Here is a 20,262-nt window from a genome sequence, read left to right on the forward strand (position 1 = left end):
TCGTGCACGTCGTCATGCTGGACGATCCTAATCAAACATAGAAGCAGCAAAGCAGTCCGACGGCTAGGTGAGCGCAAAATAGCACGGAAAGCCCGAAAAACCACGGCGCTAGCTTCGTGTTGCCTAAAATATCAATCGATAATGCCTCCGGTAATGATGCTGCACTGATGAACCTGCGGTAGCTTATGGAAAGCCAGTTGCTAACCATGGCATCCCCTGCGCTTATTCCCAGTCCCCTGAAAGATTCCCGCTCGTAGGCAAGACGGAACGACCACTACGTCAGCGACGCTTACCGGCGGTGCTGCGACAGTTGACATGGCTATGTACAGATTCCCTGTATTGAAGTTGCCTATCATTTTCGCAAAATTGGGAGTCGAGGATATAGCGGATATATTAGTCAGCATAAGTGAAATTGGAGTACGACAATAATACGGTATTCACTATTGTCGAGTGGTCTTTAACTCTCCGTAGAAGAGATTTCAGTTTAAGACTCGTATTAACACCCTGCTTGTGTCCTACTCAGTATCATTACCGTCCTGACTTCTTCCGGAATTTACGAATTGCATCATACATTCCAGCAATAATCTGGTTCGGATCCATGGCTTCATCAGCGTCGCCGAACTCGGTTCGCACTGTCATTCTCTCTTTGAAAAAGTCAACCTGCTCGACCTTGATTTTGCCATCTTTGCCAGGCTGGAGTGTCTTGACCTTTAACCGCGAAACGTGTGCCCCAGGTAATCCGCCGTTTACACCTTTCGCGAGTATCCCGGCTTCTTTAAGTAGCCAGTCAACGGCAAGGCCCTCTTTCTGCGTGCGATCGAGGGTGATATTTAAATTAATCTTCATGTTATCACTGCCAGCCAACCCTTTTCCCGATGCTGCGACCGCTACCCCCTTTTCAATCTGACTTTCCGACTTGCCATGCGGTTGTCCCTCGAACTGGATATACAAGGATCTTACGCCTACTGCAGATTGGAGTTTTTCCTTGGCATTCTTGCGAGGGACGGGCTTAAACACAAAGCTTCGGCTTTTTTGCTTCCGCTTCAAGTAAAGTGTCATCCATTCAGCGGCTGCTACGGATGTCGGGCCGACCGAAGAGCGAAACATTGCCACATAATTGGTGCCTTCCACCGGCAGCAAATACGTGTATTCGTCAATCTCGCTCAACCCGAGTGCCTTTCTATGGACACCCAGGCTTTTCGTATTCCCCCGTGCATCTTTGCCTTCCGGCCAATCGTGAAGCGACCTAGGCTTCAAAAGATGAAAATATCTTGCTACCGGAGTTGAGCTTTCGCCAACTTCTCCTTCATAATAATTTTTCCCTAAAAAGTATGACTTCCATGGTTTATTATATTCATTGAAGAATCGCTCCCACTCAGCTGGATCCCATTCCTTGACATTGCCCTTATTATCTGTCTCTTCACCGGTGTAAAAATATACGGTCCTTCTTTTCCCAGCCATAACCTTGCTCCTTCGTACAAGTTTAGCTGGGTAAAGAATACAACAAAATCCGGAAATACGTTTCTACAAGCAGCCACATCATACGAAAGATCCGGGCATCTCTGCTCGCCCCTTACAATAAAAACCTGCGTGGCAATCACACGTCAACGGACCAGTTTTGTCAACTCCTGTTGCGTATGCGCAGACCGTGGGATCGCCGATGTCGAACACACACTTACCAGACTCTTCCGTTTTCACTGCTGAGGGCAGTTTCCCGTGTTTGATCCACAGGGTCACCTGCTTGCGATTGATTTTCCACGTGGTCTGCCTCGAGTCCGGTCGACGGCATCCCTGGGCGTGCAGGTGATGGTCCTGCCTTTGAACTCCTCCATCCTGGATTGTCTGATGGCTGTTATGCTCCACAATCTGCCACATACAGGGCAGGTGGCCATCTGGTCGTCAGAGGGCCTAGGATATCCGCTCCGCGCTTGGGGTTGAGGCATCCGTCCATGGATGATCCGGTCCGCGATGGCGTGGTGCGCATCCTGACCCATTGGAGAGCATTGGTCAGGTGCCGGTAGTCGCGTCCGTGGTTGGGAGCGTCGGCGAGCCTGCCCACCCGGACTGTCAGCTTGGCGAGCAGCTGGGGCGCTCTGCGTCCCCAGAGGCCGATATCGCCGGGCGCACCCTGAAGGGTATCCTCCACCTGGCTGCACAGGTCGGCCTTTCCCGTGCGCTTAGGGCATCCCAATACAGCTCTAATCTTGCTGGTAGTGCTGATAGTCCCAGACGATGCAAGGAATCACATGGTCAAGAAATTGGCCTCGTTGCTCCTGGTGATATGCGCATCAGTCTCGCAGGCTGCATGCGGAGAACAGAGCTCCGATGCGGTAAAAACGACTCAACGCCAAATGCAGCAAAGCATCTGATGCTATTCAGTACAACAAAAAAGAGAACAGCATACTGTACATGTCTGAATTGGACTCGGACACAAGCTCTGAGGCTTTGCCCAGTCTATCGTGCATCACGAAAACAGTTGGCGTTACCGCTGATGAGCTGAACGATCGAGTGCAAGACGACGGCAGCGGATATCTGGAGAAGAACGGATACAGCATAGGCATATCGTCTACCGGGCAAAATGTCATGCTTACCATAGAAGACCAAGAGAAGTGAAGGCAATGAAAATCGGCATGCGCACCCCCAGCCCCAGACGCTCCCTCAAAGCACGAACCACCGGCAAGTGGAAGAGGCAGGCGAAGAAGGCCCTGATTCCCGGATACGGGAGGAAGGGCATGGGATGGATACGAAACCCCAGGAAAGCCATGTACAACAAGATCTACCGGAAGACCACGGTCAGCATCTGGGACCTGTTCAAATGAGGCGAATCAGCAGCCCCGATCCGGCGGGGCTTTTTCTATGCGTCGGGAGTGTCGGAATAATCCGATGCAATTTAGTATACATTGAGTATACATTTTGGGGCCTGCATGCCTTGGTCCGGATAAAGGAAAAGCCCCACAGCCGTTGCGGCTGTAGGGCTTCTGTGTGGTGCGCCAGACAGGATTCGAACCTGCAACCTGCTGATCCGTAGTCAGCTGCTCTAATCCGTTGGGCTACTGGCGCATGTCATCTTGACGAGGAATTCGTTTTTGACAACTCATTTATATTACCGCAATTGTGGATTCTGTCCAGCCTGGTGTGTCGCACAGGAAGCGAGAAACCATAGGCTTTAGGCCGACTGTGGCCAAGACAGCCAGAGCAGATATTCAACGTTGCCATGAGCTCCGGTTATGGGCGATGGCATAGTAGCTCGGACAGCAAATCCATGCTCACTTGCACAGGCCAAGACACGTTCCAGAGCCTCTTGCCTGCGGTCCTCGTCCGTCACAATGCCATGATGGCCCAGCTGGCTACGTCCGACCTCGAACTGGGGTTTGACCAGCAGCAAGCAGTTGGCAGCAGGCGCGAGCAGCCTAGGCAGGACAGGAATAACATAGGTCAGCGAAATAAATGACACATCCGAGACCACATATTCCGGACAATAAGGCAGATCCCCCGTCTGGACTTCGCGTATGTTGACACCGCTCATGTCAACCACCCTAGGATCAGTGGCAATCCTTTTCAGCAGCTGTCCGTGGCCCACATCAAGGGCGATAACTCGCCGTGCGCCATGCCTGAGCAGAACATCAGTGAAACCGCCCGTAGATGCCCCGATATCGAGGCAGAGCCTGTCACGCGGACCAGGCATCCCCTGCGCCGCAAAAGCCGTCAGGGCCCCCTCCAGCTTCAACGCTCCCCGTGAGGCATAGTCATCGCCCGGGTCCAGAAGAATCACATCGCCTGGCTGGACGCTCTGAGCAGGTTTTGATACCAGATGATCGTTGACCATAACCCGACCCTGACGAATCAGCGCCTGGGCTCTGGCTCGTGAATCCGTCAACCCCTGTGCAGGCAGGATGCGGTCAAGCCGGTCGCGGGTGAGAGCCACGGTTCTTCGCACACCGACCCAAGCGCTGACGACCATGTCCTCATCGTTCACTTGCCCTCCCGGTTCAGGTCCTGCTGGAGCCCCGTCAGCACCTTGCCGAGCAGCTCGACCTGTTGTGCATCGTCCAGATTGTCCAATTCAGCCAATTCAGGGAAACGCTCCAAGAGGGGGGCCATGGCTTGCTTATCCATGGGCTTTTCAGATGCTGATGCAGTCGTATCCTCATCATCTGCCTGTGAGAACCGTCCAGAATACTCAGACCCTACAGGCTGCCCAGTCTGGCCGGACTGCTCAGGTAGCCCGTAGTGATTTGATTCCTGGGATGATGCATTCGCTCCGAACTGTCCGGAATTGGCCTCTTCCGACATGGCCGCTATGCCCCTACGACGAAGGCGGGCAGATCCAGCGAGTCCATGTCTCCACCACGATCCTGGTACTCCCAGAGCGCACAGGCGCAGGCTCGCACAGCATCCAGATCTGACAGGGGATCGCCGCCGCCCTCAAGAGCACGCAGGGTGACATACCCGTCATCATCTACTCTTGCGGCTTGACCGCCGCAGTGCCAGGTCTGGTCTGCTTCCTTACTGGGTTGGGGTTGTGGCATAGTCAGGCCGCGCAGGTCTTCAGCCAGATAGGTCGGCCGCAACTTGGCAGGTGCAGTCAGAATGGCGGGGGTTCGGGCCACGCCTGTCAGCACGACCATGGAGTCGTACCCACCCCGGTTGGCTGCCTCGATGTCGGTGTCCAGACGATCACCTACAGGCAGGCATTGGTCAACGTCCAAGTTCTTCTCCTGGCTATCGGCCAACAGCTGCCGAGCCTCGTCGTACATGGCCGATTCCGGCTTGCCGGCCGAGTCCTCCGGCTGCTTGCCAGTAGCCAGAATCACCGGTTGGAGCATGGCTCCGTTGCCGGGTGCCATACCTCCTTCGCGGGGCAGGGTCCGATCCTTGTTGGTGGTGAAGTAACGTGCACCGTTTTCGATGGCAAAGGCGGCCTGGGCCAGGTCCTGCCAGCCCAGTTCGGGATACCAAGCCTGAATAACAGCCACTGGCTGATCTGCAGCCTTGTCCACGGGTACCAACCCGTTGAGGCGGATCTGATCTCGTAGATGATCGGATCCGATGACCAGTACCCTGGCTCCCTCCTGCAGGTGTCGGCGCAGCATTCGTGCGGCAACGACGGCCGAGGTGATGACCTGACCATCGTCCAGAGTCAGACCGAAACCGCGCAGCTGATCGGCCACCACATGCGGGAACCGAGATGCATTGTTGGTGGTGTAAGCCATGCGCATGCCGAGCGACTGAGCGCGGTCGATGCCCTCGGCCGCATGCTCTACAGGGTCAGCGCCCCGGTAGACCACACCGTCCAAGTCCAGTAGAGCCAGACGGTAGATCTTTGCCGGAGCGTCAGCAGTTCCTTTGAGGAAGACGGTCACGATTCAGCCTTGTCTTCATTAGAAGTATCGGACTCCTTGACCCGATCATCCCTGACCTGCTCATTTTGAACATCGATAGTGTCTGCTTCAGATTCTGCAGCCTGGACCGTCGTGTCACCACCGTCGTCAGCAGCCGATTCACCGGTAACAGCCACGCAAGTTTCGTCACCAGCTTTGTCACTTTGAGAACCATCGTCTGAAGTTTGCGCATCAAGGTGGGTTGGCTCTCCCCCGAATCGCTCCACGGCATCTGATAATTCCTGCATTTCAGATTCCGGCATTTCGGATGAACCAGTTGAGTCAGACGAACCAGTTGAGTCAGACGAACCAGTTGAACCAACCGTGTCGAAGGTAACGGCTGGATCGGAAGATTCAGTCGAATCAGCTGAGTCACCTGTGTCAGTTGAGCCCGCTGAATCGTTTGAAGCTACTGATTCAGGAGATTCCTCAACCTTACTGTCATCGGCACCCTGATCGGATGCATCAGTGACTTCAGCCTCCTCCGAATCATTGTCACCGCCATCCGGGTCAATGGAGAGATCCTCCATCATGGCCGAATCCAGGTGCTCCAGGTCATAGTCAATCAGGATCTCCTCGGACTGTCCGTCCTTCTGACCATCCTCGTCTTCATCCTCGTCGGCATACTCCGCTTCCAGTCGATCCAGCAGAGGTTCCAACTCCAGAGCCTCCTGGCTGCGACCAGCCTGTTCAAGGAAGTTCTGCTCGGCCTGCACGGCACGCATCCGGTAGTCACCGCTGAGCCCGCGGGCCTTGACCAGGGCCTGAACGGTCTCGATGGCCTTATCCCACAAGTCCAAATCGCCCAGTGCTCCGGCATAAACCAAGAACATCTCCGCCTTGGACTCGCCCTGCAGCTGGCTGCCCTCCTCGGAGGTAGCCTCCTCAATGGCCTTGCGAGGATTGCCCAGACCACGTTCACAGTCGGCGATGAAAGGCAGGTAATCAGAATAGCCGTTCATGCGGTGTGCAGTGCGGAACTCCTTCAAGGCCAGCTTGTAATCGCCCTGACGGTAGGCCACCAGCGCCAACGTCTCACGGGCAAGATCGATCCGCGAAGCCTGCCGAGCAGCCCACTTAGCATGGGCCAGAGCACCTTGGGGATCAGTCTCTTCCAAGGCATAGGCGGCCAAAATGTGTAGGCCGATGTTCTCGGCATGCTCCTTGCTCAGTCCACGCAGGCGTAGACGATCATCCTTGGAAAGCATGGACCATTCCAAACCCTTGGGCATCTTGGGCTCGCCAGGCCGACGATCCGTATAGGGGTTCTGCGAGGGGTAGGAGATGGTCCCGTCAGAGTTACGACGACCACGGTCATAGCCATTCTGGCGGTCACGCTGATAGGCCCCCCGGCGGTCGTCATGGCGATAAGCGTCACGACGACGGTCATCACGGCCATGCTGGCCCTGATACCTGTCGCCACGGGAACGGTCGCCCCGATAGCCGCCTTGACGATGATCATCACGGGAACGATCGCCATAAGAGTGGTTGCCGTAGGGACGATCCCCATGTGAACGGTCCTGGCGTGGACGGTCATCACGGGAGCGGTTGTTCCAGGGGCGATCCCCACCGGACCGCTCATCCTGCCGACGGTCAAACCTCCGGTTGTCATCCCGACGGCGGTCCCCGTGGAAACCCTGGCTACGATCACGGTCACGGTCATGCCGCTGGTAGCCATACCCCGACCGACCGCGGTTGTTGTCACGATCACGATGCCCATATCCGCCATTCCCGTTGGCATGAAAGTCGCGACGTGGACGGTCGCCATCCTGCCGACGGCCGTGGCGGTCACGGTCGGAATCCCTGCGGAAGCCGCCGTGACCATCCTGACGGTCATGTCTGTATCCGCGATTGTCGCGGTCGAACCGGTCGTGTCCGCGTCCGCGGAAGGGCCTTTGGCCATTCCTGTTCTCGGAACGACGCTCTTCGCCGCCCTCGCCGTCATGGTTGTGGAAGTTGCCGGAACGGTGACCTCCCGAACGATAGCCTCCGGAGCGGTATCCGCCCGAATGCGAACCGCCCTTGTGGAAGCCCGAAGAGCGACGACCGCCCGACCGGAATCCGCCCGGACGCGAACCGCCCCGGCCCCGTCCGCGATCGCCCCGGGAATGATTGTGTTCTTCTGCCATCAGTGTCCTTAATTCCTACGTTCCTACTTGCCGGCCCGACGCTCAAGTGCGCCCAGGGCCTTCTTTCCTCTGCGAACCAGGGCGAAGCGCCCATGCAGAAAGTCCTTGTTCCCCAATACCTGATCCGGATCCTCGACCCGTTGGTTATTCAGGTAGAAACCACCCGATGCCACAGTCTTACGAGCCTCGGAGACCGAACGGAAGAGTCCGGCCGCAACCCCGGCCTCCACCAGACGCTGGCCCTCGCTCGCTGCGGGCAGGGCTCGCCCGCCTTGACCATCATCGACCTTGAGCCCGTCCAGAGCAGAATCCAGCACATCCTCGTCCAGCTCCTCCAGGGTCTTGCCACGACCGAAGAGGGCACCAGAGGCATCAATGGCCCCCTGAGCGGCATGCTCGCCGTGCACATAGGAGGTCACCTGCCAGGCCAGGACCTTCTGGGCCTCGCGAGCGCCCGGATCCTGGGCGGTCTTCTCCTCCAGACGCTCAATCTCGGCCTTGGGCAGGAAGGTGAAGGTCTTCAGCAGCTTGACCACCTGGTCGTCAGGCTGGTTGAACCAGAACTGGTAGAAGCGGTAGGGGCTGAACATGGTGGGATCCAGCCAGACTGCATTGCCCTCCGACTTGCCAAACTTTTTGCCCTGGGAGTCGGTGATTAACGGGCTGGTCATAACATTGACAGATGCATTGCGCACCTTGCGAATCAAATCCAGACCGCTGGTCAGATTCCCCCACTGGTCGCTGCCGCCAAGCTGCAGACTGCATCCGTAGCGGTCAAAGAGCTCCAGAAAATCGTTGCCCTGGAGCACTTGATAGCTGAACTCAGTAAAGGAGATGCCTTCGTCGGAGTCCAGACGGCGGGCCACCGTGTCCTTGGCCAGCATGGTGCCCATGCGGAAGTTCTTGCCCACATCGCGCAGGAAGTCGATGGTGCTCATGGAGCCGGTCCACTCGTAGTTGTTGACGAACCGGACGGGGTTGTCTCCCTCGGTATCCAGGAAGCGACCGATTTGCCCACGAAGGCGATCGGTCCACTCGGCCACGGTCTGCTTGGGATTCAGGGTGCGCTCCCCCGACTGACGAGGGTCGCCAATCAGCCCGGTGGCCCCGCCCACAACGGCGATGGGATGCAGACCGGCCGCCTGCAGGTGGCGCATGTTGAGCAGCTGGACCAGATTGCCCACGTGCAATGATGGGGCCGTGGGGTCAAATCCGCAATAATAGGTCACCGAGGGGTCGGCCAGCACCTTCCTGAGCTCGGACTCGTCCGTGCACTGGGCAATGAGACCGCGCCACTTGAGTTCGTCGAAAAGCGAGTCGAAACCCGCCTGCCTGAAATCGGTGACCTGCGACATGAGAGGCTACTCCCTATCGAATATTTGATGAATGTATGCTAAACCCTACTATTCTTGCAACAGATACCGACACGGCAGACCCGCAGACCGCCGCAAACAAGGCCTGACCAAGCCGGACTGATTATTCATTGCCAATCAGCCGCTGTTGATTGACTATTGACCGCTAACCGTCTCGCTAAGGCAGAACGACCAGCGGGAACTTCTCAGAGTAATCGTTGCATTCAAATCAGGAATGCGCATTCACGGACAACTGATCAATTAAGTCTTGGGGAATGTGGTCAACCACGCAGGCGGCCATGCGCCGGTAACCCTCTACTCCGGGATGGAAGTGATCGATGCCCCAGAAGTCGGGTCGGTCGGTACCGACGTCGTCGCGGGTGGCATCCACGAAGGGCACCGAGGCCTCTTGACAGACCTGCTGGCTGGTTTGCGTCTGGCAGGCTATCCGACGCTCCACCTCAGCCCTGAGCGCCCTGCCCAGGGCAGGATCCCGATAGAGCTGACCTGAGCTCAGGACCAGGATCTGACGACCCTTGTTTTTGGCCAGCTCGATGCTGGCAGCCAGGTCATCCCGCCACTGCTCATCGGTGCGGTTGGCCATGATGTCGTTGGATCCTGCACACAGGACCAGCAGATCAGGATGATCCTGCAGAGCGGGCAGGAACCTGTAGCGCACCCTGCGAATGGTGGCCCCCAGCCGACCCTGGGTCGACCAGGATACAGGACGACCCAGCCGGGTGGCCAGGTAGGCGGCTATGTCAGGGACGAGGCCCTGGCTCTGGTCCTTCACCCCGCAGCCGACCGCCATGGAGTCGCCCACCACCAGCATGGTCAGCGGCTCCAGGTCACGGCCTTGGTCCGGAGGTGAACACAGTCCTCGGCGTGAGCCGGGCGGCTCTTTTGCCAGAGTGATGTGCTCCTTGGCCCACCAAGCCTGGACCAGTGCCACCGGATTCATGTCCGCCGCCGCCTTTCGCCGTTTGCCGTCCCTCTTGGGGAATTGCCGTTCGGAATTTTAACGCGAACACCGGCCTGGCGGAAACCAGAAAGCTCACCTGGGCGAACGGTAGGCAGGCCCATCAGACTGCGAGTCGGCGAAGGTCTTCAGTTCCTCCAGCGCATGTGCAGCCTGATCCATCTGCTCCTTGACCCTCTCCGGTGCGGTGCCCCCCTGGCCCTGGCGAGCGCGCACGGCTCCCCCGGCGGTCAGGACCGAACGGACTTCAGGAGCCCTCTCGGCGGGCACCCAGTCAGCGAAGACCCTGACGAAATCGTCATCCTCCAGATCAGCCAGCTCGCAACCTCGCCCCTCGGCCAACTTGACGCAGGCCCCGGAAAGCTCATGGGCATGCCGGAATGGCACTCCTTCCCTAACCAGCCACTCCGCCAGGTCGGTGGCAAGAGCGAAGCCTGTGGGGGCCTGCTCCTCCAGGCGATCCTTGTTGAAGGTCAGGGTGGCAATCATGCCGGCAAAGGCGGGCAGCAGGACCTCCAGGGTGTCCACCTGGTCGAAGACCGCCTCCTTGTCCTCCTGCAGGTCACGTGCATAGGCTGTCGGCAGCCCCTTGAGGGTGGTCAGCAGGCCAGCCAGATCCCCGACCAGCCGACCGGCCTTGCCGCGAGCCAGCTCAGCCACGTCCGGATTCTTCTTTTGAGGCATGATGGAGGACCCAGTCGAGTAGCCGTCGTCCAGGCGGACAAAGGCGAACTCCTGGGTGTTCCAGATGATGATCTCCTCGGCCAGCCGGGACAGATCCACGCCGATCATTGCAGCAACAAAGGCGAACTCGGCCACCACATCCCTTGCTGCAGTCCCATCGATGGAGTTGGCACAGACTCGGCTAAAGCCCAAATCCCGTGCCACTGGCAGTGGGTCCAGACCCAGGGTGGTGCCGGCGAGCGCGCCGGATCCATATGGACTGGCATCGGCACGCTGGTCCCAGTCCCTCAGGCGTTCCAGGTCACGGATGAGAGGCCAGACATGGGCCATGAGCTGGTGGGACAGCAGAACAGGCTGAGCGTGCTGCATGTGTGTGCGGCCAGGCATGACCGTGGTTCCCGCCGCACGGGCCTGATCCATCAGAGCCTGTGCTGTACGCAGCAGGTCCTTGGCCAGCACCCGGGCGTGACGGCGCAGCCAGATCCGAATCAGGGTGGCGATCTGATCGTTGCGCGAACGCCCGGCCCGCAGCTTGCCGCCCAGCTGATCCCCCGCTATGTCGATCAGACCACGCTCCAGAGCAGTGGCCTCATCCTCATCACCAGGTTCAGGGGCAAAGGCGCCGGAATCCACCTGGTCCTGGAGTTCATCCAGTGCCTTCTCCATGCGTGCCAGTTCGTCATCATCCAGCAACCCAGCACGGTTGAGAGCCCGAGCATGGGCCCGGGAACCGGCCAGGTCGTCATCGGCCAGTCGCCAATCAAACTGGGTGGACCGGCTCAGCTCGACCAGCGCCGGCGAGGGACCACCGCTGAAGCGCCCGCCCCAGAGAGCCATAGGCTTGTCGCCGGTGCTCACTGCTCTAGTCCGTCCTGTGCGATGCCGTTGCCGAAGCGCATATCACGGGCGGCGGCCACCTTGTCGGCCAGGCCATAGATGGCGATGAACCCGTTGGAGGCATTCTGGTCGAAGCTGTCACCGGACTCGTAGGTGGCCAGGCTGTAGTCGTAAAGGGAGCTGTCGGAGTGCCGACCCGTGACCACGGCCCGTCCCCCGTGCATGACCATGCGGATGCGGCCGGAGACATAGCGCTGGGTCTCCTCGATGAAGGCGTTCAGCGAGCGGACGGCCGGCGAATACCACTGGGCATCGTAGACCAGCTCTCCCCAGCGCTTGTCGATGTCGCGCTTGATCCGGTGCTGTTCGCGCTCCAAGCAGCAGTTCTCCAGCTCCTGGTGGGCGGTGATCAGGGCCACGGCGCCAGGAGCCTCATAGAGCTCGCGGGACTTGATGCCCACCAACCTGTCCTCGATCAGATCCACGCGTCCGATCCCTTGGGCTCCGGCGCGCCGGTTCATCTCTTCGATGGCCTCCAGAGGGGTGACGGCCCTGCCGTCGATGCGCACTGGGATGCCCTGCTCGAAGTCGATGGTCACCTCATCCTCGACCGGTGGGAAGGCAGGATCGTCGGTGTAGGAGTAGACATCCTTTGTGGGCCCATTCCAGGGATCCTCCAGGTAGCCGGTCTCGATGGCCCGTCCCCAGACATTCTGGTCGATGGAATAGGGGCTCTCCTCGGTCTGCTCGATGGGCAGATGGTGCTCCTTGGCGTAGGCGATCTCCACATCCCGCATCAATCCCAGATCACGGATGGGGCTGATGGCCTTCAGCGAGGGGTCGATAGACATGATGGAGACCTCGAAACGGACCTGGTCGTTCCCCTTGCCGGTGCAGCCGTGGGCTATGGTGTCGGCCCCGTACTTGTGGGCCGCCTGAACCAGATGCTTGGTGATCAGCGGCCTTGAAATGGCTGATACCAGCGGGTAGACGCCCTCGTACATGGCATTGGCCTTAAGCGCCAGCATGCAGTAGTCCCTGGCGAACTCGTCCCGGGCATCCACCACGACGGACTCGACGGCCCCGCAGTCCAAGGCACGCTGGCGGATGGTCTGCAGACGCTCGCCGCCCTGGCCTACATCCAGGGAGACGGCCACCACATCCTTGCCGGTGCGCTCCTTGAGGTAGGGAATGGACACCGAGGTGTCCAGGCCGCCCGAGTAAGCCAGCACGATGCGATTGTTTTCGGTCATGGCGATCCTCTTTTCTTCTAATTTCACACTTTTAGATATTCAGTTCGTGCTTTCAGCGATCATCGGGCCTTGGCATCCTCCTGGCCGGAGACGATGGTCATCAGCCAGTCGGCCCGGGATGAAGCCGATTCATCGTCTGCAGCGATGATCAGAATTGTGTCGTCCCCAGCTATGGTGCCTAGGATTCCATCGATGGGCTGACGGTCCAGTGCGGAAGCTGCATATTGGGCGGCGCCGGCCGGGGTTCTGACCACCAGCAGGTTGCGGGCCCTGGCCACTGAGGTGATCAGCCCGGTCAGAATCTTGGCCAGGTAAGCATCGGTCTTGTTCTCCCCTTCGACCTCAGGCCCTTCGGCGGCAGCGGCCTCCATAGCCTGCTGATCGGTGGTGGCGGGAATCCAGTAGGCCATGCTCCCGTCTGCATACCGCAGCTTGGTGGCATGCAGGTCGTCCAGGTCCCGGCTCAGGGTGGCCTGGGTCACCTCGATGCCTTGCTCCGCCAGCAAGGCCGATAACTGCTGCTGGGAATTGACCCGATGTCGGTTCAGGGCCTGGCGGATGGCATCCAGCCGGGCCACCTTGGTCGTCGGACGCATCAGCACACCCCTTGCAAAAGGGATTCATCGCCCCAGGAACGGGCCACCAGCCAGGTCATCAGGGCCTTCTGGGCGTGCAACCGGTTTTCCGCCTCGTCCCAGACCACGGACTGTGGACCATCGATAACCTCGGCCGTAACCTCCCGACCCCTGTAGGCGGGCAGGCAGTGCTGGAAGAGGGCATCCGGACGGGCATGGGCCATAAGTGCGGCATTGACCTGATAGGGCTGGAAGGGATGGGAGCGGATTTCATACTGGGCCTCCTCGCCCATGGAGACCCAGGTGTCGGTGAAGACGCAGTCGGCGTCCTCGACAGCCTGAACCGGATCCGTGGTGACCAGAATGGATCCGCCGTTTTCAGCGGCCAGGATCCGCGCCTGATCCACCAGTCTTGGATCGGGCAGGAAGCCGTGGGGGCCGGCAATCCGCACGTTCATGCCGGCCACTGCCCCGCCCAGCAGATAGGAGTTGGCCATGTTGTTGGCTGCGTCTCCCAGGTAGGCGATGGTCATACCAGCCAGGGCATCGACCCCACCCCGATGCTGTGCCAGGGTCAGGAAGTCGGCCAGAACCTGGCAGGGATGGAAGGAATCAGTCAGCGCGTTGATGACGGGTACGGTAGCATGGGCAGCCATGGTCTCCACCCGATCCTGCCCAAAGGTGCGCCAGACTATGGTGGATGTCATCCGTGTCAACACGTTAGCGGTGTCCGCCACAGGCTCGCCACGGCCCAGCTGCGAGCCTGAACTGTCAATGACCATGGGATAGCCACCCAGCTGGGCAACGCCCACGCAGAAGCTTGTCCTGGTGCGAGTGCTGGGCTTGTCGAAAATGATCGCCACGGACTGAGGCCCATGGTAAGGCTGGGATAAATAGGGATTAGTCCTGAAGGCCATGCCTAGTCGAAGCACCTCCAGCTGCTCCTCGTGGTTGAGGTCGTCGTCACGCAGCATGTGCCGCAAACCGTTGCTCATCTCTGCCTCCCTATCGCTATGATTACGCACGTCATTGATGGCTGATCTCACTGACCATCCTGCCGCAAGCCCTTCCCGAGACTGACCGGAGCCTTAGACAGGATATCCACGGCCAGGTCGATCTGGTCGGCTTGAATGATCAAAGGCGGAGCCAGACGCAGGGCATCAGGGGCCACTGCATTGACGATCACCCCATGGTCCAAAGCCCAGGAAGCCAGATCCCCGGCACAAGGAGCGCTTAGCTGGACCGCATCCAGCAGCCCCCTGCCTCTGACCTCGTTATAAAGGGGATTCCCGCAATCAGTAAGGCCAGCGCGCAGCCTCTCCCCCATCTGCCGTGCCCGTTCCAGCAGGCCCTCCCGCTGGATGGTCTCCAAGGTGGTCAGTGCCAGGGCCGATCCCAGAGGATTGCCTCCAAAGGTGGATCCGTGCATGCCGGGAGTCAGCAGGCCCGATGGCCCAGGACCGAAGGTGATCATCCCGCCCATGGGGAATCCGCCTGCGACCCCCTTGGCGAAGGTGAGCACGTCAGGACAGGCTCCTCCGGACAGGCTATGGTCCTGAAAGGCGAACCAGTGACCGGTCCTGCCCATTCCGGTCTGCACCTCGTCCAAAATCATCAGGGCCCCATGCCGGCTACAGAGCTCACGCACCTGCCGAACGTAGTCAGGATTCAGCGGTAGCACCCCGGCCTCTCCCTGGATGAGCTCCAGGATGACGGCAGCCACCGGCTCTCCTGAGGTCTCCCCCTGTGCAAAGGCCTTTTCTATAGCATCGCCGTCTTCTGCCGGCAGGAAGCCCATACCCGGGACCAGGGGTTGGAAGGGCTCACGGATGGCCGGCTTCCATGTCAGGCTCAAGGAGCCCATGCTACGGCCGTGGAAACTATGGGTCAGAGCCAGGATCCGGCCAGGGTGACCGCCCATGCGAGCACCATGCAGCCGGGCAAGCTTGATGGCCGCCTCATTGGCTTCGGTTCCCGAGTTGGCGAAGAAGACGCGGGACCCCTCCGGAGCCTGAGCCAGGTCCAGCAGCCGTTCGGCCAGCTCGATCTGAGGCTTGGAGGCGAAGAAGTTGCTGATATGGGCCATCTTTCCGGCCTGCTCAGCCAGGGCCTTGTTCCAGGCAGGATGGGCGTAACCCAGAGCATTGACCGCGATTCCGGCCATCATGTCCAGATAGCGGTTGCCATCCAGGTCCCAGATCCAGGCGCCTCGGCCATGGTCCATGACTCTGCCTGGGCGTCCGAAGACCTGCATATGGACGCGGTCATAGCGGTCTGCCCATTGACTGCTCTGCGGCCCTTCGGGAGTCCTCTTGGGCTCAGCAGTTTTGGCAGTGGGCGCATCAGCCTTCGTCATGGCTCCTCCTCATGATCATGTCCCGGCCCGGCACGACCACCGTGCCGATGCCGTTGCGGGTGAATATCTCGTTGAGCATGGAATGCGGTCGCCGTCCGTCGATGACGTGCGCCTCGCCCACCCCGGAGCGTACAGCCTGCAGGCAGGCCTCCATCTTGGGGCGCATCCCCTCATGCATGTCCTCCAACATATCCTCGAGCTGATCCACGCCGATGCTGGAGACCAGGGAATCGGCTTGTGGCCAGTTGGCATACAGTCCCTCTACATCGGTAAGAATGACCAGTTTCCGGGCACCCAGAGCTACTGCCAGAGCAGATGCGGCTGCGTCGGCATTCACGTTGAGCACCTGGGTGGGATCCTGCTCGTCAGGAGCCACGGAGGAGACGACAGGGATCCGCCCGGCATCGATCAGGTCTTCGACGGCCGAGGCATCCACGCCCACGACCTCGCCCACCAGGCCCAGATCGACCGGCTGACCATCCGCCATGCCGGTACGGCGGGCCGCACTGAATAGACCGGCATCTTCCCCTGACAGACCGACAGCCATGGGACCGTGAGCATTGATGGCGCCGACCAGATCCCTGCCCACCTGTCCGGTCAGCACCATGCGAACCACCTTCATGGTTTCCGGAGTGGTTACCCGCAGGCCGCCACGAAAGACTGATGGAATCCCCAAGGCCTGAAGCATGTGGGATATTTGCGGGCCGCCACCGTGCACCACCACCGGATGCATGCCCACCTGCCTCAGGAAGACCATGTCCTGGGCGAAGCACTGCCGCAGATGGTCGTCCACCATGGCATGGCCGCCGTATTTGACTACGATTCGTTGGCCGGCGAACTCCTCCAGCCATGGCAGGGCTTCGATGAGCACCTGGGCCTTGCGGGCGTCGTCCAAAGCCTTTTCAGCTTCGGCATCCTGCTCGTCATCCGCCATCCTCTTCCCCTTCCTTATGACCATCTTCCGATTGCTGCGGCTCTCGGCACTGCGTCCGATCAGGCCTGCTGTCAGGTGTGGTAGTCGGCATTGATGGTCACGTATTCGTGGGTCAGATCATCGGTCCATACCGTGGCTTGGTTGTCGCCCTGGCCAAGGTCGATGTCTATATGGACCTCGGGAACGTGCAGGTCGACCAGCTCTGGGTCCTGGCCGGGACGACCTCCTTGGCAGACCTTGATGCCGTTGAAGCTGACATCAACATGGGCCGGATCATAGGCCGCCGTAGAAACAGGCACAGTGCCCAGGGAAGATACCACTCGACCCCAGTTAGGGTCTTCCCCGGCCACAGCGCATTTGAGCAGCGTGGAGCCGGAGACCGCGCGGGCGCAGGCAAGGGCTGCATTCTCGCTCTCGGCACCGTCCACACGGATGCGGATCCGATGCCTGCTGCCCTCGCCGTCAGCCACGATCCGATGAGCTAGATCCGTGCATGCCTGACCGAGCTTTTCCTGGAACTGCTCGGAGTCAGGCCGTACACCAGAGGCCCCGGAGGCCATCAGCAGGACGGTGTCGTTGGTAGACATACACCCGTCCACGTCGATTCGGTTGAAGCTGAGCCGGCAAGCCTCGGATAGGGCTTGACGTGCCTGTTCCGGCTCCAGAATGGCGTCAGTGGTGATTACACAGATCATGGTGGCCAGCTGCGGGGCAATCATCCCGGAACCCTTGACCATGCCCCCCAGCCGCCAGCCAGACCCGTCCACGGCCACTGTCTTGGTGCAAGTGTCGGTGGTCAATATGGCCTTGGCGGCCTCTTCACCAGCCTCCTGACTGGACGACATCCCCTGGGCAGCTTGGTCGATGCCAGTCAATATGGAATCCAGATGGAGCAGATGACCGATAATCCCGGTGGAGCAGACAGCGACCCGATTGCTCGGCAGGCCTAGTTTCTCTCCTGTCCGCTCGGCCATGGCTCTGGCCTGGTCCAGGCCCTCAGGACCCGTACAGGCGTTGGCATTACCAGAGTTGATGACCACGGCTCCGGCACGGCCTTCTTCAAGGATCTTGCTGGTCCAGATAACCGGAGCGGCCCGGAAACGATTAGGTGTGAAGACCCCCACAGCCGTGTCCATGGGTCCGCTGTTGACGACCAGGGCCAGATTGCGGCGCTGTGAGCCTCCCGGACGGTGGGCGATGGCGGTGCCGGTCCGGAAGCCTGCAGGGTAGGTGATGCTCATGGTGCCACTCCTATAGTTGTCAGTCCGGTCTCCTCAGGTAGGCCCAAGGCCAGATTTACGGCCTGGAGAGCCTGGCCTGCGGTGCCCCGGGTCAGGTTGTCGATAGCTGCAAAAGCGTAGAGGCGGTCAGCGCGCTGGTCCACAGCTACCTGGACCTGGGCCCGGTTGGAGCCGTAGACATCGGCCGTGGAGGGAAGCCTGCCCTCGGGGAGCAGATCGACAAACTGCTCCCCGGCATAGACCTCTTTCCAGATTCCGCGAACATCAGACACCCCCATGCTCCGTCCACGCGTGCTCAGCTTGGCTGAGACCACTGCCAGAACCCCCCTCGACATGGGGACCAGTATAGGGGTCAGCCCCATGCGGATGGGTTGTTTCCCAAGACCCCCTATGCTCGGGTTCGCAGCTGCGGCCTTACGCAGATTTTGCAGAATCTCAGGGATATGCCGGTGGGTGCCTCCGACCGAGTAGGGATGGGCTGAATTGATGGCCTGGGCTGCCAGCAGATCCATTCTGCCGCCTGAGCGTCCGGCGCCCGAGTAGCCGACCGCCAGGTCAGCAACCAGATCATCGGTCTGCACCAGTCCGGCGGCTAAAGCAGGCTGGAAGGCCAGGGTGACTGCCGTGACATTGCAGCCAGGACCAGCGATCCGCCGAGTCTGTCCAAGCAGCTGACGCTGGCGACCGCCACCCGGATTGAGCAGCTCAGGCATCCCGTAGGTCCACGGGCTTGAGAAAGGCCCGCCGTAGTAGTCTTGCCAGTCGCCCGGATCCTCCAGCCGGTGATCAGCACCCAGATCGACCATCAGCGATTGCGGATCCAGCTGCTCTGCCAGGGGACCTGAAGCCCCGTGAGGCAGTGCCAGAACCACCAGATCGTGGCCGGCCAAGATCTTTGGATCGGTATCCTGAATCTGCAGCGAGGCTATCGACTCCGGGAGGTTGGGCGAGAACTCCCCCAGCAGCCGGCCAGCCGAGCCATGACCGGTGACCGTGCAAACCTGAAAGGCTGGATGGGCCGCCAATAGACGGATCATCTCCGAGCCGGCATACCCAGAAGCTCCCGCTACAGCCACCGTGTATTGCCGCATGAGTGCTCCCTTCATCGGGAACCATCATACATACTCATGCAGTAAAACGCATATTTATGCAATTCGGCGTGTCGCTATATATCTGCTCTAGCTTTGCAACGCTTTCAACTATGCGAAGGGGTCATAATCGGAGTCTCTGTTGCGGATATATTCCATTTGCATGCTGGCCTTTTCCGCAGCCTGGGACCCGCACGCGCCCTCCACAAAGGCCAAGGCCATATCGATGCCGGCCGAGATACCCGAAGATGTACGAAACTTGCCATCGACCACCCAGCGCGCATCCTTGATCCAGTCCACACGCTCCCCTGTGCTGACGACCCAGTCAAAGGCCAAGTCATTTGAGGTCGCACGCCGACCGTCGAGCACACCAGCGGCAGCCAAGAGAGCCGAGCCTGTGCAGACCGTCATTACCTGCGGCGACCTGGCGGCCAAGCTTGCCAGCTGCCCTGTCCATTGGTCGTCCCCAACCAGAGTTCGAGTACCGGACCCGCCGGGTATCAGCAGAACCCCTTGGGAATTGATATCTTCTGGCCCTACAGTTTCGACCCTGACACCGCCCTCACCGACTTTCATACCGGGCCCGTCAAGAGAGAAAAGCCGCACTCGGGCACCATCAGTATTGATGAAAACCTCAAAGGGGCCAAAAACATCCAAGGGTTCAAACCCGTCGAATACGACGATATTGATATCCAAACCCATCTGATTGAACATCCCCCTCGTAGATCTCTATATGTCAAGGCTGACAGCATATGCACAAACATGGATTCCGGCTAATGCAAATTCATAATCGCATCCAGGCATCCAGAAGGAGCCAGCGCCTTGAGTTTTCAGGCACTGACGCCACCTGAGCCGGATCCGCCGCCCGTCGAGGGCGATGGCATCATCTGCTGGTAGAAATCATTTAGGGAGATGCCGTTGACCAGCAGCCAGATCCAGGCAAGCGTGAAGAGCAGGTTGATGATCAGGGCAGCCATGGCCAATCCATAGCCCTTCATATGCAGTCGACGGGTCCGATACATGGAAACGCCACCCAGCAGAGCGGGAATCACAGGCATGGGCAAGAAGAGGGCCATAAGGAAGGCGATGATGGCGCAGGGATCCCAGTGGCCGTAGGCCGGATTTTGGGAGGGATCGTTCAGATCGGGCATGCCCTGGGGAGGCCAGACCGGAGCGCCGGGACGGGCTTGAGGATTCCCAGGGTTTTCGCTACGACCGGGACCCGGCTGCCCCGCCATATGCATAGGACGGTTGGCGGGGTTGCCTTGTGACGAATCGGATTCCTTGGCCTTAGGTTCGGGGTCTGGGCGACCGTATATGTACGGATTCCACCCTGGATAACGATCGGCGCGTGCGCCGTACAAGGGCTGGTCGCCTCCATCATGATCCTGGCGGTCAGGTCCACCGGCTGTGCCCTGTTCTTGAGAATCCGTCATGCCCCTCGGCCCCCTTG

19 protein-coding genes and 1 tRNA gene are annotated in these 20,262 nt (G+C 59.7%); 1 reads left to right on the plus strand and 19 read right to left on the minus strand.

The window, feature by feature from the left end; translation table 11 throughout:
• Positions 1-528: 528 nt before the first annotated feature.
• Together H3V09_RS03340 and H3V09_RS03345 are read right to left on the minus strand one after the other, a co-directional pair.
• The gene (locus tag H3V09_RS03340; protein ID WP_198190931.1) at positions 529-1,461 is read right to left on the minus strand and encodes a hypothetical protein; all 933 of its coding nucleotides are present in this window, start codon (positions 1,459-1,461) and stop codon (positions 529-531) included.
• Between the two features lie 391 nt (positions 1,462-1,852).
• Entirely contained in the window at positions 1,853-2,146 is a 294-nt protein-coding gene (locus H3V09_RS03345; protein ID WP_198190932.1) for a hypothetical protein, read from the minus strand.
• A 472-nt stretch (positions 2,147-2,618) separates the two neighbouring features.
• Between H3V09_RS03345 and H3V09_RS03350 the strand changes: the two genes are divergently transcribed.
• On the plus strand, positions 2,619-2,819 hold the full coding sequence (locus H3V09_RS03350) for a hypothetical protein (RefSeq protein WP_110417355.1): 201 nt from the start codon (positions 2,619-2,621) through the stop codon (positions 2,817-2,819).
• 164 nt (positions 2,820-2,983) lie between these two features.
• Here the strand turns inward: H3V09_RS03350 and H3V09_RS03355 are convergent.
• From H3V09_RS03355 to H3V09_RS03435, 17 genes are all read right to left on the minus strand, one after another.
• A tRNA-Arg gene (locus tag H3V09_RS03355) sits at positions 2,984-3,060 on the minus strand.
• A gap of 106 nt (positions 3,061-3,166) precedes the next feature.
• Complete coding sequence (locus H3V09_RS03360) at positions 3,167-3,961, minus strand: TlyA family RNA methyltransferase (RefSeq protein WP_198191131.1); 795 nt, start codon at positions 3,959-3,961, stop codon at positions 3,167-3,169.
• Between the two features lie 11 nt (positions 3,962-3,972).
• The gene (locus H3V09_RS03365; RefSeq protein WP_198190933.1) at positions 3,973-4,293 is read right to left on the minus strand and encodes a hypothetical protein; all 321 of its coding nucleotides are present in this window, start codon (positions 4,291-4,293) and stop codon (positions 3,973-3,975) included.
• 5 nt (positions 4,294-4,298) lie between these two features.
• Entirely contained in the window at positions 4,299-5,363 is a 1,065-nt protein-coding gene (locus tag H3V09_RS03370; RefSeq protein WP_198190934.1) for an HAD-IIA family hydrolase, read from the minus strand.
• The gene (locus H3V09_RS03375) at positions 5,360-7,510 is read right to left on the minus strand and encodes a helicase (protein ID WP_198190935.1); all 2,151 of its coding nucleotides are present in this window, start codon (positions 7,508-7,510) and stop codon (positions 5,360-5,362) included. Before H3V09_RS03375 ends, H3V09_RS03370 begins: the two co-directional genes overlap by 4 nt.
• A 23-nt stretch (positions 7,511-7,533) precedes the next feature.
• Positions 7,534-8,865 (minus strand): tyrosine--tRNA ligase, encoded by a 1,332-nt coding sequence (tyrS, locus tag H3V09_RS03380; RefSeq protein WP_198190936.1) that lies wholly within the window; start codon positions 8,863-8,865, stop codon positions 7,534-7,536.
• A 226-nt stretch (positions 8,866-9,091) separates the two neighbouring features.
• Positions 9,092-9,823 (minus strand): SGNH/GDSL hydrolase family protein, encoded by a 732-nt coding sequence (locus H3V09_RS03385; protein WP_198190937.1) that lies wholly within the window; start codon positions 9,821-9,823, stop codon positions 9,092-9,094.
• A 93-nt stretch (positions 9,824-9,916) separates the two neighbouring features.
• A complete protein-coding gene (argH, locus tag H3V09_RS03390; protein WP_198191132.1) occupies positions 9,917-11,362 on the minus strand; it encodes an argininosuccinate lyase in 1,446 nt (481 codons plus the stop codon).
• Positions 11,363-11,379: 17 nt separating this feature from the next.
• Complete coding sequence (locus H3V09_RS03395; protein ID WP_198190938.1) at positions 11,380-12,615, minus strand: argininosuccinate synthase; 1,236 nt, start codon at positions 12,613-12,615, stop codon at positions 11,380-11,382.
• A 59-nt stretch (positions 12,616-12,674) separates the two neighbouring features.
• Positions 12,675-13,211, minus strand: coding sequence for an arginine repressor (locus H3V09_RS03400; protein ID WP_198190939.1), 537 nt, complete (start codon positions 13,209-13,211; stop codon positions 12,675-12,677).
• Positions 13,211-14,185: an ornithine carbamoyltransferase gene (gene argF / locus H3V09_RS03405; RefSeq protein WP_198190940.1), complete on the minus strand. Its 975-nt coding sequence runs from the start codon at positions 14,183-14,185 to the stop codon at positions 13,211-13,213. The genes H3V09_RS03400 and argF overlap by 1 nt, the downstream gene beginning before the upstream one ends.
• A 47-nt stretch (positions 14,186-14,232) precedes the next feature.
• Positions 14,233-15,546 carry an acetylornithine transaminase gene (locus H3V09_RS03410; RefSeq protein ID WP_198190941.1) on the minus strand — a complete coding sequence of 438 codons (1,314 nt, stop codon included), beginning with the start codon at positions 15,544-15,546 and terminating at the stop codon, positions 14,233-14,235.
• Positions 15,533-16,480, minus strand: coding sequence for an acetylglutamate kinase (gene argB, locus H3V09_RS03415; RefSeq protein ID WP_198190942.1), 948 nt, complete (start codon positions 16,478-16,480; stop codon positions 15,533-15,535). Before argB ends, H3V09_RS03410 begins: the two co-directional genes overlap by 14 nt.
• A gap of 71 nt (positions 16,481-16,551) precedes the next feature.
• On the minus strand, positions 16,552-17,721 hold the full coding sequence (gene argJ / locus H3V09_RS03420; protein ID WP_198190943.1) for a bifunctional glutamate N-acetyltransferase/amino-acid acetyltransferase ArgJ: 1,170 nt from the start codon (positions 17,719-17,721) through the stop codon (positions 16,552-16,554).
• Entirely contained in the window at positions 17,718-18,812 is a 1,095-nt protein-coding gene (gene argC, locus H3V09_RS03425; RefSeq protein ID WP_198190944.1) for an N-acetyl-gamma-glutamyl-phosphate reductase, read from the minus strand. The genes argJ and argC overlap by 4 nt, the downstream gene beginning before the upstream one ends.
• A gap of 108 nt (positions 18,813-18,920) precedes the next feature.
• On the minus strand, positions 18,921-19,511 hold the full coding sequence (locus H3V09_RS03430) for a DJ-1/PfpI family protein (protein WP_198190945.1): 591 nt from the start codon (positions 19,509-19,511) through the stop codon (positions 18,921-18,923).
• 128 nt (positions 19,512-19,639) lie between these two features.
• Positions 19,640-20,245 carry a DUF4190 domain-containing protein gene (locus H3V09_RS03435; protein WP_232339349.1) on the minus strand — a complete coding sequence of 202 codons (606 nt, stop codon included), beginning with the start codon at positions 20,243-20,245 and terminating at the stop codon, positions 19,640-19,642.
• Positions 20,246-20,262 lie beyond the last annotated feature (17 nt).

This window comes from Bifidobacterium sp. M0399, assembly GCF_016100595.1.
GTDB lineage: Bacteria > Actinomycetota > Actinomycetes > Actinomycetales > Bifidobacteriaceae > Bombiscardovia > Bombiscardovia polysaccharolytica.